Origin of the sequence: Thalassoglobus neptunius, from assembly GCF_007859735.1 — a bacterium.
Classification (GTDB): Bacteria; Planctomycetota; Planctomycetia; order Planctomycetales; family Planctomycetaceae; genus Thalassoglobus; species Thalassoglobus neptunius.
Map to the genome: position 1 here is coordinate 20,704 of NZ_SIHI01000004.1, position 14,926 is coordinate 35,629.

Genomic DNA, 14,926 nt, shown 5'->3' on the forward strand with positions numbered 1-14,926 from the left:
TCATCACAACAACTTCCAGAGACTCTCTATGAAACTGTCGAACTCGCTTTGTCTTGTTGCGATCGCCTGCTTTGCAGCTGTTCCCGAAACGACTCACGCAGCTGTGAACTCGATTGCCGAGATCCATCAAGTCCTGCATCACGATGAACTCGATGCAGCGACCGCCACGGAAATTGCGGACTATATTCGCAATCGATACAAGGGACAGGATCTTTCCCGGGGAAGGCATCGGACACTGATTCAGAGAACAGAAAGCGGAGGAGGAATTGCCCTTTGGGTCCTCGAGGCTCCTGCGACAGACAATGTCTCCGTCGTGGCTGAGAAAGATCGCCGATGGCAAATGCGTCGTCTTCCTGAAACCGGTTTGTGGGTTTGGACTGAGGAATTTCCGAATTTCTCTTCTGTCCATTTCCGCTTCGACGTCAATGGAAAACGGATTGGTGGGGGACGTGAAGGCCGCTTCGGATTTGAAAGCTATGAGTGGCAGCCTGAAAGTCTTGAACAACCCGGTACACCCAAAGGGATTCTCACGAAAATGCCGTCTCACACGGGCAAAACGTACTTTCCTGGAGTGCAGCGTGACTGGTGGGTTTACGTCCCTGCTCAATATCAACCGAACCCCAATCAGCCTGCCAAGCTCATCGTATTTAATGACGGCGGAGGCTTTATTCGAGGAGAAGGAAATGCCTGCACCGTTCTCGACAACCTCATTCACCTCCGCAAGATTCCCGTGATGATCGCTGTCTTCGTGAACCCTGGAAAGATGCCCGGAGGCGGAAGCAATCGTGGGAATGAGTACGACACCTGCACTCCCCGCTTCGCAACTTTCCTCGATGAAGAACTTCTTCCCATCGTCCGAGAGAAGTACACCATCTCTGACGATCCGTGGGATCACGCCATTTGTGGAAGTTCATCAGGCGCAAGCTGCGCCTTCACAGCAGCCTGGCACCGCAACGATCTCTTTCAACGCGTCATCAGTTTTGTTGGAAGCTATTGCGATTTCCGGGGCCTGCAAGACTACCCGCAATATGGCGATCAGCATCTGCTGGACGGAAACAAATTCGGTCCGTGGAAGACAGCCCACGACTACCCTGCCCTGATTCGAAAAACGGACCCTCGCAAGCAGATCAAAATCTTTCTCCAGGACGGAGAAAACGATCTCGATAACCAGCTTGGAAACTGGTTCGAAAACAATCAGCGGATGGCCTCCGCTCTCAACTATGCGGGCTATGACTACTGGTTCGTGGCTGGTCAGGGAATGCATTCCAAGAAACATGGAATGTCGCTCCTTCCGGAAATTCTCGTCTGGCTCTGGTCAGATTCGGAAGGGCAACCCCAACAGCAGAAAGCCGAGTGAACCGGGAGTCCTACCAGAACGTTTCGATTCGCTGGCCGTCTAAGAGTCCACGGATGATTTTGATTTCGTCATCAACGTTTTCGAAATGATCAGGCCAGTCCGTGGACTCAATGAGCCGAAGTGTTTCATGGGCAGCTTCCAGATTTCCCAAGGCAATCTCCGCATTCGCTCGTCCGATTAGTCCCGCCGGATCGTTTCGATTCAATTCAATGACGCGTTCCCAGTGCGGGAGCGACTCCGACCATCGATGTTGACTCATTCGATACTCTGCCAGCTGCTGATGAGTCTTGGGGTCATTGGGCCCTGATTCGACGATTGATGTTGCCGCTCGTTCTGCAAGCAGCGGATCGATTCCGGAACGCTGCGCGAGGTCTATGTAAGCTTCCAGGTCATGACGATTGCGATCAATTCGAATAAGGCGTTGCTTGATTGCGTCTGTTTGATTGCCGGTGGCATCAAACGCTTTGATGAGCATTGTTTGAATTTCGTTATCGTCTGGTGACAGTTCTTCCGCGAGTTGCAGTTGTTCGATGGCCTTTGAGACCTTCTCGTTCTGCAGCCAGACACTTCCGATTTCCTTGCGGACCAATGGACTATCTGCTCCGAACTCGTCGGCCCGCCAATCAAGTTCTTCAACAACAAGTTCGAGATCGGACAATTTTGCGATGATCTTTCGGAGGTTCTCGATTGCTGCGTCACGGTTGTTTTGATCATGTCCCCAACTGACCACCGCTCCACTGGCTGCATGCAACGCTTTCAACGGCTCCTCAAGTCGAACATAAACGTTCGCAAGTTCTCGATAATACCCCGAGAGCACTCCGTTCCCGATTCCTCGATCGGGTTGCGACCGCTGATGCAGGGAGATCGCCTCTTCGTAGAATTGAGCCGAAAGTTTGTGACTGCCGACTTCGTGGAAGACGTTGGCAAGCGGAATCATGTTTTGCTCGACCCATCTCCCGGAACGATGAAAGTGTTCCTCAGCTTCTGCGAGCAGAGTTTCTGTCTCCAGCCATTCACCAATTCGAGCATGTGCGCGAATCTGTTGAACCCACAGATTCACATCGTCCGGAAATTGCTTTCGAAGTTCTTTCAGTGTCGGAATGGACTCTCGATATTGGTCGATTACGTGAAGATAGTCGACCAGCTTTCTCAACCCGGACTGATCCAGCAATCCTCGGTCAGCTGCTTCGGAAAGTATTGAAGCTGCTGCTTCGCGTTGATTCAGGCCTTCAAACAAATACTCGGCCGTATACAGGATCGTCCGGGGAGACTCGCTTCGTTTTCTCAAGACCTGCTTTGCCATTCTCACGAAATCATCAGTCTTCTCTGACCAGAAGTGACCATAATATCGATGCGTGATCGAACGGTTTTGAGATCGATGCTGTATCAATTCATTTCGCAGCTGATCCAGAACGATCTCCAGCAGTCGCTGTTCAATAATTGCAATTCGCTCCCGTTCACTCTCCTTGGATTTCCTCTGTGTCTGTCCACGAAGGCTTCCGATTTTCGTCCCGAACAGATCCCACGGATCTTGTCTCATGAACATCAGCGACTTCGGAAACTCTTCGAATCGGTCAAGCAGAAACTCCAATGCCACAGCGGGATGAAGAGAGCTCGACAGATCATCGGCGACCTGATTGATGATGTTCGAATCATTCGATTGAAGGGGGCGAAGCAATTCCGGGAGTTCCTGATTGGCCCAGTTTTCAAACCTCTCCATCACGTCTTCATTCGTCGATTGAGAATGACTGCACAGATAGGCGAAGGTGTTCGAGATTTTCAAGAGGATCTCTCGCTGTTCGCGTTCGTTCGCTTGAGCAGCAAGTTTCTCAAGCCGATCGAGTACCGCACGCGGCAACTCTGATTGTTTTGCGAGGCCCACTCGTGCGTTTTGGCGAAGTGCGCGGTCGTAGAGTTCTGTCAGATATTCTTCGTAGACCCATTGTTGTTCTTGATTGTCGAGGACGTTTCGCTGTTTGAGAACGAACTGCTCAGCCGCATAAAACTTCCCGTCTTCTTCCAGAAGTTGGGCATAAGCTCGGACGAGCCCGTTCGACTTCAATGGAATGAATCCGCCATTGCGGTCTGCCAATTCATTGAGTGCGTTCTCGAAGAATTGGAGGGCATCTTGCTTACGATCCGATTGAGGGAAGCGCAGAGTCGAATAGATCTTCGCAATCTCTGCTCGTTCGTGTGATCCAACTTCAGAGTCTTCATAAAGACGAAGAAGTTGCGATTCCCGCGTTTCGCGAAGTCGACTGATGTCACGATCGGCGGATTGATGCGAGAGCGTTTCAAACTCCGAGAGGTAACTCGCGTACCGCAGGCGCTCGCCGCTTTCCCAATCATGTTGAAATGCTCTCTGTAGCGCTGCCGCAGCCGCTCTTGCATGCGATCCGGGCTGATTCGGTACGGTTGCCGCTTTCCATTCGACCATTGCTTCCATGAGATCCAGTGCCCGCAAATCCAGACTCAACGATCTCTCGTTGCTGTCAGCACCTCTCGGGACAACTCCGCTACGAATTTGTTGCTGCAACTTTTTCAAGTGCTCGATCAGTTCGTCAGCAGTTGCCTCTTCCTGAAGTTGGTTCAGCATGACATTTCGAAAACTCCGCAACCCTTCGTACACCCGGTGTTGAGTCGTTCCAAGAATGGCTTCCGGGACGAATTTCAGAAGACGAAAGTCGCGAGTGAGAACGTAAAGCTGCGACAGCCGACCGTAGTAGGAGCTTGCTGATCCTGATTTTTCAGACAATGCCTGAAGACACAACAACATGTCATCATCGATCGCAGTAGACGATTGTCCGCCCTGAATCTGGCGAGTTGTCGTGTTCAAATCCCGCAGCAGTTCATTCTCGGACATCGCCCGATAAGAATCGAATCGCGTCTCGCGAGAAAGTTCTCTTTCACCTGCAATTAAATACCAATCGCTGAGCAATCGCAGCTCGCTCGCATCCAGTTCACCACTTTCCTGAATGGATTCATAACGCTGAATCGCAGCTTCGATCTCTCCCTGTTCCGCATGCAGCAGAGTCAGGTGTCGATCCCAAACGTTCCCAGTGGTGCTCGCTGCCCATTGCTTGAGTTGCGTGATCAACTCTTGAGGTCGATCGAAGACTACTAGCAGCTGGAACTTCAACTGCTTCCACGGTTCGGCAAAGTCAGTGACATGTTCCTGTTCGCCAATGTCTTCCGCCAACTGATTCGATTGTTCCACCGCTCGCTGAATCTGATCATCGACGAACGACAACAGTTTTTGAATCTGCGTCTCGGGCGTCGACTTGTGAAGCGACAGAGAAGTCACCGTATGCAGCGCGCGTTCTCGCAGCAGCAAGTCATTCCATCGGGTCCATCTCTCTTCACTGGATTCTGTCGACTCATCGATGTCAGTTTCTGAAGTGTCGAGGAAATCGCGGTCGTTGATCAATCCCCAGCACTTTGTGAGTGAAGTATCAATCTCTTCACCGAGCATTCCATTCAAGCGAATCCGTTCCAGTTCAACCCATTCATCAAGCACTGAGTTGTCCGCTCGAAGTTTCTCGCCGAGATTTTTCAATCGCTCGGCGAGCTCTCTGTAAGCATTCTCGACGGCCTGTTGCTGTTGTTCGAAAAGCTCACTGCGCGTGAGTTCCTGAAGGTCTCCGCGATCCTGATTCCGGGATTGTTCGCTTTGAATTCGGTTCTGAATCAGGGCATCGATGCAACGTTTCAGAGCCGGAACTTGAGTTTGAATCTTTGTTGGCAGCGGCGCATCGCTTGCAGCCAGATCTTTCCAGACAGCGAAGACTTCGTCCTCAATTTCCGGGGTCCACGGTTTCGTGAGAAGCCAATCGAAGAATTGACTGCGAATTGAATTTCGGAAGTCAGTAGGTCCGGAAGAAATCCGTTCCCGGTAAAACTCGAGTGCTTCCTTCGGGAAATGTTCGTCCAGAAGCTTTTGCAATGACTCTCCCAGGAGATAACGATCCCATTGTCGGGATTCCGACTTCCAACGCTCGTAGCTGTGACTTCTGATGGTCTGCCATTCTTCGGTCGTGATTTGTCGGATCGCGATATTGTTATCACCGTCAATGACAAGGAGTCGTCCTCGCTGGAGATAAGTCTGAAACTGTTGCCACTGATCGAGCGTCAGCCCGTCGTTCGCCAGCATTCGCTGAAGAACTTCCCATCGGAATCGGTCTCCCTCATCGGTTTCCGAAAACGAACCGACTGCTGCAATCGCAGGGACGATTTTTTGGCGGTCCGCATGATCAAGGCAGTACGTCGCTGTCCGCAAGAGTTCGGGCAACCACTTGTTGTCCATTCCATTTGCTCGGTTGAGACCGTGTCCTCCGCCGAATGCGAATTGGATTGCAGCGTCGACTTTCCTCCGATCCCGTGGCGACAACTCTCCCTTCTGACGGGCAAGAGCGAGCCACTCTCGGGCGAGATCTTCCGTCTCCTGAATCTGTTCGAGAAAAATTTTGGCTGCAAGATACCGTGCGTAAACGCTTGACGGAGTCGTTTCGACGTTCATCCATTGATCGAGGAAGGTCAGCAACTCTTCATACTTCCCAGCCTTCGACAAGAGGTCTGCATAGTTTTCACGAAGGCGGATGCGTTCCCCCTCTTGCCAATGGTCTCCAAGATCAATGCGTTCCGCTAGAAATTGCTCCGCCTCATCTTGCCGACCGTTTCCTGCCAGTCGCTGGGCGTGTGAGATCTGTAAATCAACATTGCCCGGATACTCTTCTGTCAACTTCCGCGACAGAGCCATTTCTTCTCCGCCCTGATCCGTCCGATTGAGCACTGCCTGCCACCGCTCATACCAGTCGAGCATGGCATAATGAGAGTCCGGTTGATGGGCGAAATTTGGCCGAACGTTTTCGACGACCGGGCGATACGGAGGCCACGCAATGATTGGATAGACCTCGGCTAAAGCATGTTTGACTCGTTCGAGTTCGCCGACCGGACGAAGTCCTTGTTCCGTGCTTGCTGACTCTCCCAACTGCTTCAGGATCTCAACAAGCGTTTGCCGAGCGTCTTCGTGTCGGCCAGCCACTTTCTCGATCGAAATCCGCATCCATCGGCTTCCTCTCTGATCGACTGCGAGTTCTTCGAGTGCTCGAAGATGGTCGAAGACATGAGGCCAGCGTTGCGTCACCCCGTAATGACACATCATGACGAAGTGATCTTCGACGGTCCCTTTCCCCTCTTGGATAGCAGATCGCGCGACGGAGAGTTTGGGAAGTGGCAGAGTTAACTCGAGAACGTCTTCGCGGCCTTGCATCATCTCTTCGAGTTGCGATTCGAATTGAAACCGTTCGAATTCTGCGATCTCGTAATTCGTGACTGTCAGGGAATGTTCCGGTCGAGATGGATCAGAAGATTCCACTTCTGTGGCCCACCATCGTCCGGCGATCCGTTCAAAGTTTCGGAATTCGACTCTCATTTCCACGACGCCGTCGCGAATCCGCTCCCAGTTCAGAAGCACCTTCTTTTGCGGGTCGATTTCGAACTTCAGAATCACTGGTTCAGATGGATGAGTCAGCCGCAGAATAGTTGACTCGTCTGATTGCGATTCAACATCTGCCGACCAGTTCCAGTATTGTTGCAACAGACTTGCCAGTGAATAATCCTGAAGCGGAATCGGAGTTCCCTCTTCAAATTCGTCCGGGGTTTCGAATTTCTGCCCGAGATGCAAAGCGTGAGAAAAGACTCCCCGGGTCGTTCCCCTTTTCCAGTTAACGACCGCTTGGTGATTGACTCCGCTCTTCAGAGATGCCCAATCTTCAGAGGACCAGACGACGGAGTATTCGCTCTTCGGGACAAGGCGATCAAAGCGATCATCCCAATTTCGAGCCGACTGCTTGATCTGAATTCCTCCGCTCAACGCATTGAGCGAGTCGATTCGCAGCAGGCTGTCAGCAAGATCGATGGCTTGATCAGACCATGTTTCCGTTTTTTCCGCGGATGGAACGACACGTTGTGCAAAATCGAATTGCGGGAAGAGACGAACCCATGACAGTTGAGATTGATGCTGTCGATGAATACCCTGCTGGATGTACGCAAATTTTCCGAGAATCTGTTCTGGACTCATCCTCCTCGACAACTCAGGACGAACGAACAAGTTGATTTGGCCGGGACTCCGAGCTTCCACACCCAATCCACCTCTGCCACGGTATCCGTCGTACTCAAAGCCATCGACAAACTGAATTCTGGTTCCGGCGTAGTACTCCTGTCGCCGCAGCGCAGGAAGTTGAATGCCTCTTCCCGAGCCAAGCGAGAGTCCCTTGTCGAGCGACAGCCCGCTGCGATCGTCGAACCACTGAACATGGTCTCCCAAAATGGATTCCTGTCGACCTCCGCTCCAGTAGCCTTCAGGCTGTCCGCGACCATTTTCGAAGCGAACACTCGTCCGTCCAAAACGTTCCGGGTCCGGTAGGGATTCGTACATCTCCCTGTCCCGAAAACCCCGATTCTCTTGTCGAAACATCAAATTTAAGCGGCTGGGGCGCTTATACTCTCTTGTCTCTCCCCAGTAAAAGCGATTGTCGGAAAGTCCCGGAGATCGAACCGAGCTGCCTCTTGTGCCGAGGTATTCGTTGGCGAGTTCCCCCTCCAATTGGAGTGAAGACAACCAATTAAAGTCTTCATTTCCTCGACCGTATTGGCTTAAGGACTGTTGAAATTGCCGCACTAACCCGAGCCGCCAGCTTCCGGCGGTCTGCATTTGCTTTTGCTTCAACTCCTCAGTCGCAGCACTTTTTCCGTCGGCGAAGAAGCGTTCTCCGTCACGCATCCCGAATCGCTTCTTCACTCCAAAGCGTTCGCGATCTTCATCCGTTTCGAGGACAAGCAGAGACGTGTACGGTGTGATGATGTGAAACTCTTCCGACAGAGCGATCACTTCGTTCTGGATCTGTTGTGTCGTCCCCTGTTGCAGGAGATGATCGAGATGAGCCCGAGCCCACAATCTGGGGATGAATGAGTTTCCGTCTTCACTCGGATCGATCTGAATGCGAGCCACGTACCGCACAGGCTTGCCGTCTTGCATTCCCGTGACGATCACCTGACCGTGCTGCATTTCTTTTGTCGGAAGAAATCGGCCAACGATCGTTTGTTGCGTTCCCAAAGGGACGTTCGGAAGCGACTCAGGATAGACAGCTGCGACTCGTACGCCGTGAAAGTCCACTTGAACGTCCTTCAGCCCCGGTGAAGTCAGTTCCTGCAGAAGATCGATTGCCGCATGTCGGCCTGTCACCTCTCCTGAAATCTGTCGCATCGATCCCGAACCGATTCGACTGAGTCCCGAGAGAACGGTTGACTCATACGTTGAGCCCAGACTGACCGCGTGAACAGTGGGAGTGTTATTGAATTCGTTTCGCGAACGTTCTTGCGAGAAGTGCTTCTCAACGAGCCGATTTGCACGCTGAATAAACTCGGCCGGGTCACTTTCGTGGGTCGTGACGATTCCGTCTCCGAGATAAATGATCTGCGAATTTGCGGAGGCTCTTCGCAGGGCCAACTCGAATGCCTGCTCAAGATCGCTCCATCCTAACGAGACTCTTTCCTGAAGTTGTTTTTCCACACGGGCGATCAGTTCAGCATCAGGAACTTCAAACTCTGACGTGAGCCAATCAGTCGTCACATCCGTGGTGGCAACAAGAACGCGATCCTCGTCTCCAAGCGCTCCGAGCAAAGTCCGAACGAATTCTGATTGCCGCGACCGCATCACTTCGTCGATCGACCCGGAAGTGTCGCAGAGAAGAATGATTTCCAGCGGTTCGGAGTTCCCGATGACTGAACGAGACCATTCTCCCCCGATGTCCGGAGGCATTAGCTGCAGCAGGAAGTAACCATCATCTCCGCGACGATGCGGAATCATGATGACATCGTTCTCTCGCTGGCTGACATCGCAAACGACTTCAAAATCAGACTCGGGACGGTATTCCTGGCTGCTGAATTCCAGTTCCGCAGAGTGCTCAGTCAGCGTCGTGCGACACGGATGAGTGGGACAGTCAACAGCACTGAGAGGAACTCGCGAGTGAATCAGACAGCGGAGACTCAAATTGCGAACAGGATTCTTTTGCAGAAGTTCGCTTCGCAATCCGTAGCTGTAACGGAAACGATCTCCTTGAAGCGGCAAGACTTGTGTATAGGTGATTTTGATTCGCTTTTCCGAATGCGGTTCGATAGGAAAAACGCGAGCCTGAAAGATGTTGCCACCGGTCCACTCCAGAAGTCCCGGATCGCGTTTCTCTCGAAGAATGGTTTCGTAAATCTCCCTCGCCCGCTGCTTTTCGACGATGTCCGCTTCAATCAATTCACCATGGATCCACATTCCGAACCCGCTGATGGAAGCATCCTGTGGCAATGGGAAACGGAATTTCCCTTCGAGTCGGGCATTCGTGTGATTAACGAAGGTCTCTTCAATGGTCGTTCGGGCAATCTGGTCTCGAATTTCAACCGTGACGTGATGTTCGCCGACGGTCAACGGAGTCGATCTCCCATCGACCTCCACGATCAGTTCTCCGACCGAGTCAGCTGCTTCCGTCCCTTCGTACCCGGCCAACCAGTTCGGTTGCGAAGTGAGTTCGACGACTGAGTTACTTTCATCCACTCGGAACAGTTGTTTGCCCGCTTGATCGACGATTCTCTTTTTGCGATCGGGACCAACAACCGTCATTTCGGAACTGTTGGCGTCGAGATGCGAGACCTGAAGCCATCCGGAAGCCAAACGAACTTCGGTCTCTGAGATCAGTTCGACGAGCGATCCGGGTCCAAGAATGAGCGTGTTTCCGGAACGCATCTCCAACGTGACCGCATTCGCCCCGCGTACATCAGTTCGACACCAGTCCCCTGCCCGCAAAACGACATTTCTGATGATCGGCGTCCAACGTTGATTTCCCAATGGCCGGAGAGAGACTAACCCCTGAAAATCGGTCAGCGTTCCAATTCGGTCTTCTTCCTTTAGATGAACCGGAACGCGAAACTGTTTTTCATCGACGGGAACATTCCACTGAACGAGAGTCAGTTCACCAAGCGGCATACTCTTTGAAGAGCTTCCCCATTCCCGGAGAACCAGCCCCTTCAACGCATTCGATTCGGCGTCGACATAAACCTGCAACCGCATCGATTTGTCCGCGTCTCGAATAATGGTGCGGAAGACGCGACACTCCGTCCCCGCATAAGAGTCAAACCCATCAGGTTGTGCGTTCAACTCCCGGACACGGCCGGAAAGTGGAACTCCCATGAGCGACAAAACATCGACTTTTCCATCGTGTCGCTGCCACGGATTCCGCGACACATTCGTGACGATTGGTTCATCTTCGGAAGCTTCAACTTGCCAGAGTCTTGACCCACGTGCAATCTGATACTGAAGCGGAGAGTCTTGCCACCGAACGCGGCTCGACTCCGAAATGAGAACTTCTGCGATGTCGTTCCCTCTCCGGACAGTCAGTTCCAGCGACTCTGCTTGATCAAGTTCGTCAATGACCTGTCCCAGCGTGAGAGGCGATGCCTGGCTGCTTGAAGTTGTTGCAAACCACCCGATGACAATGGCTAATGCTGTCGTCGCTGCGAGGAGAAGTGTTCTCACTGTTTTCGTCCACTTCTGTTGAGGCTCCGAATCGTGAATCGAAACAGAAGCCGTTTGAACTGATCTTTCGCTTGAGACATCTTGCGAATAGTGGCGGCTCAAAGAATTGCTGACAGCTTTCCGTATTTCGCTCAGCTGTTTGAGATCAACGTCAGCAGCCGACAGTTCAAGGCTTCCCAGCAATTCCTGAATCTGGCGGTCTTCCTCTGTTGAGGACAAATCGTTTTCATCTCGACGATTGGGGAGTGACGAGTCAGTCATTTGATTGCCCTCCACTTTCCTCGACACGGAGATAGGACCGCTGAAACTCTGCTCGAGCGCGTCTCAACTTTGACCGAATGGAATTCGAAGATCCTCCGAACAATTCCTGAAGCTGCTGAACGCTGCGTCGATCCATATATCGTGCCATCAACAGTGCAGCGTATTCGCTCGACATTTGACCAAGGACCATTCGGACTCTCTCTGCAACTTCAATCTGTTGAAGAGCCGCGACAGGATTCTCGGCCACCTCATTCGGTTGGGCGTTCATCGCGACATGGCGCACAACCGCTGGTTCTTTCTCCCGGCAGTGACGCGCCTTTCTTCGAAAATGATCCGCAACTTGCCGATGGGCAATTCCCGTCAACCATTGCCCGACAGATCCAATTTGATCGTCGTAGTGATCGATCCCCTTGATCGCAGCGAGAAACACTTCCTGAACAACCTCCGCGACTGTTTCGCCGGGTTCTCCAAGCAATCGGGCGACATACTTCCAAACTCCGACTGAATGTTGATCGTAGAGATACTCCCAGGCACTTCGGTCTCCAGAACGAATTCGCGCAACGAGATCGTTTTCATGAGACTGAGCGAGGCTGGGCGTCGGGTTCTTCAAATGGCCGTCCAAGCAATCGTTGCGGGCGGGTCGACGGAAGTTTGAAGTGATCGCTTCCGTTCCTAGAGAGAATTACGAACTCGACGCCGAAGAGTGTCGCGGAATTCCATAAAAGAGACTGGAATTCTCGGAATGGCCCGCATTGAAGAAGCAACCACCACGCAGAAACGCTCACGGACCGGCCTCAGTTCACGCCCGAGGCCAGCCGCTGTGAGTCGTCTTTTTTCCGGGCGCGCATGCGATCATCAGAAAACGAGAGAGCACAGCTCAAATTCTCCGTAGAGGAGAAGCATTACTTTCGCACGTTGGGAATCTCGCCGATCCGCTCGAATTGCACAGCGTTCAACATTGAGTACGAACTTCCATCCCGGCGACTGGTCATTTTGAGATGCTCGCCCGCAGGGACATCGACAACGTATCGAACGTACTGATTTCCGTCGGAAAATGGATGTTCCCGAAAGTTCCAGGTTCCGTCATTGAGAGTCGATTTCCCGGAAAGCTTCACTCCAGCACATTCGACTTCGATGGCTGCATTCTGATCAGGGGCGTCGCCATGTGCGAACACGTAAACCGCATACGTTCCTTCAGGCAGATAACGCACTTCAAGAGAAAGGTCGACGCATCTGCAATTGTGGTAGATGTATGCATGATACGGACCGGTCTCCCCCGCGATGCCCCATTCACCATCGTTCTCCGAGATGTTGACTTCAACATCAGTCGCCCCGCCATCTGCGGTTGCGAGACCTCCAAGGAAAGTCTGTCCATGCTCGACAAAGTTCCAGTGATCATTGACGTCCCCGACCACACCTTCGCGATCGTCTCCCTCTGCTGGCAGCGCGAAGTTGAGATTCCAGATTTGATCGGCTCGCGTCAGAAAACCCGTCTGCTGTGCGGATTCGTCCTCGCCAATGATTGATTGGGAATGAATTGTGAGAACCATCTCGCTGAGGTTCTGTTCTTCTGAAGTGACATCAATCAGTGACGCCATCAGCGTCATTCCCTTCGACGATTTTGACGGAGTCACAAAACGAAACCGATCCCCCGGAGACAGCAAAACCGTCTTATGAGAGAATCCATTTGAAGACGAGACGGGATAGCAAAGCAGGATTGATTGAGAAGAATCGGATGCTGTGGCCACATTGTCGCTGCCATTCGCAGAGTCTTTTGCAGCGACGGTATAAATCTGATTCGGCTTCAGCGGATACCGGGCTGAAAACTTTCCAATGGGAAGTTTCTTGCCGCGCTGGTTTGCATTCTTCTCCGGAGAAATGACGAGACGATCCTCTGCGGGACTGGTCTGCGGCTCTGCACTCTCGGAAATTCGTGATGCTTCGGACACCGATTTCTGAGTACGGAAATTCTCATCACCGAGTGCCGACCGTTCCGATTCGATGGGAGAGCAAACAACGACGCCCCAACCCAACAAGATCACCAGACAGTTCCATCGCTGCATCGCCTACCTCGCCATTCGGGATTCGACACTCATGCTTGCAGAAGAATTTCCAGCAAGTCACTTATGATTCTGCCAAAATTGACGAGTAGAAAGCAAGAAGAGTTTCATTCAGTCCGTTTTTCGATCAGGAATTCCTCAGATCGAAACGAGCCATCGGGACGAACTCCATGCGAGCAGTTCGAAAGCGAATTGGCGAATACGATCTATGATCCTTCGTCGGTGTCTCAACAAACGAGAACCCGTTTACCGCGAGACCATGATATCTTCGCTGTAAGAATTGAATCGCCAGAGCGACCCTTCGCCGACCATTCCGATCGTTGCTGCTCCACGCGTATAAGCAATTCCATTCACGACCACATCCGAAGTGACCTCAACGCGAATCTTGGCATTGTTTCCGTCGACTTCAACACCGGTGATTTTCGTCACTCGACCAGCAAGATGCTTGTGATAGTTCAGCGAATTCACAAACGGTGGATTTGTGAGGAACTTCAGAGACTCCTCGTCCATATCCGGATTGTTTTTCAGGAAGAACTCTCTTGAGCGTGGAACGTCGGCGGGATCGTAACGTTCCTGACGACGTTTCAGCGATTGCTGTTTTTCGTCCGGAAGGTATTTCAGAAACTCATGAACCGAAGTCGCTTTTCGAGCGGAAACCAGAAAATACGCAAGGCAACGTTCGGGAGACGGAGCCTTTGACGGATCGAACGCAACTTTTGGCGTCGACTGCGAACTCGAGTTCGAGGAACTGGAAGTCCCTGATGTCCGGGTAGAAGAGGTCGAAGCAGATTCGCGCTCTGCTTTCCGCTGCTCGAAGTTCTTTTTCATCTCCTTCGATTTTCTCTCGAATTCCGCTTTCATTTCGCGGCTTCGCTTTTCGAAGTCTCGTTTCATCTGCGCCTGTTTGATCTGCATCGAGCGATCATCGGCATCGGCGTGATGACTGAAGCTGATGTGCAGAAGGCTCGCGATTAAGCACACAAAAAGAGCAGACTGTCGCTTCATGGCTCGCTTGAGCATTTTGTACCCCGACTCATTGAGAGCATTCTAAATGCTGATCTTGCACGTGAAGAGCGAACTCAGAAGACAGACGGATGTCCGCGAGACGAACTCGGAACGGACTCCTGAACGCTCATTTGGCTCACCAAGTGTTCGAGAGCAAGTTGCTCTTTCCTGTGCACTCGCTCGCGCTGTTTCGTCTGATAAAAAGCTGAGTTTGCTCGTGCGAGTGAGTGCAAACCGATATCAAATAATGCTCCAAGAACACTCAATTTACAGGTTTCAGGATCACTTCAAAAAGATGCAATCCGCTCAAACCTAACATGCAGAATGCGGCTGAGATGGAAATCGTTTCATTTTCGAAAGAACGAAACGCAGCCTGATCAGACCGCCACCGACGGATTGAGAGCGAATTCAGGAGATTGAGAGAACCGAACCGGTCCTGAGAGAGAGACTGCTGACTCACCAACGATTCGCAGCCTCCTTATTTTTTATCTTTCGAAGGGGGAGGTTCCCGCTCCGGAAGTCGTCCCGATTTCTTGAGCGCTTCTCGCAAGATGTACTCGAGTTGACCGTTGGCGCTTCGCAGATCGTCATCCGCCCAGCGACGCAATGCATCGAGGAGTTTCGGGTCAGTTCTCAATAAAAAAGACTCACGTGCCATACTCT

6 protein-coding genes are annotated in these 14,926 nt (G+C 52.0%); 1 reads left to right on the forward strand and 5 read right to left on the reverse strand.

The window, feature by feature from the left end; all coding sequences use genetic code 11:
- The first annotated feature begins 28 nt into the window (after positions 1–28).
- The gene (locus KOR42_RS13185) at positions 29–1,357 is read left to right on the forward strand and encodes an alpha/beta hydrolase (protein WP_146510301.1); all 1,329 of its coding nucleotides are present in this window, start codon (positions 29–31) and stop codon (positions 1,355–1,357) included.
- Positions 1,358–1,367: 10 nt separating this feature from the next.
- Here the strand turns inward: KOR42_RS13185 and KOR42_RS13190 are convergent, their stop codons facing one another.
- From KOR42_RS13190 to KOR42_RS13210, 5 genes are all read right to left on the reverse strand, one after another.
- Positions 1,368–11,198, reverse strand: a complete 9,831-nt coding sequence (locus KOR42_RS13190; RefSeq protein ID WP_146510302.1) for a VIT domain-containing protein — start codon at positions 11,196–11,198, stop codon at positions 1,368–1,370.
- A complete protein-coding gene (locus KOR42_RS13195) occupies positions 11,191–11,808 on the reverse strand; it encodes an RNA polymerase sigma factor (protein ID WP_197441149.1) in 618 nt (205 codons plus the stop codon). The genes KOR42_RS13190 and KOR42_RS13195 overlap by 8 nt, the downstream gene beginning before the upstream one ends.
- 292 nt (positions 11,809–12,100) lie before the next feature.
- On the reverse strand, positions 12,101–13,261 hold the full coding sequence (locus KOR42_RS13200; RefSeq protein ID WP_146510304.1) for a hypothetical protein: 1,161 nt from the start codon (positions 13,259–13,261) through the stop codon (positions 12,101–12,103).
- Between the two features lie 243 nt (positions 13,262–13,504).
- Positions 13,505–14,278: a hypothetical protein gene (locus KOR42_RS13205; RefSeq protein WP_146510305.1), complete on the reverse strand. Its 774-nt coding sequence runs from the start codon at positions 14,276–14,278 to the stop codon at positions 13,505–13,507.
- 463 nt (positions 14,279–14,741) lie between these two features.
- Positions 14,742–14,921, reverse strand: coding sequence for an Arc family DNA binding domain-containing protein (locus tag KOR42_RS13210; protein WP_146510306.1), 180 nt, complete (start codon positions 14,919–14,921; stop codon positions 14,742–14,744).
- Positions 14,922–14,926: the final 5 nt, after the last annotated feature.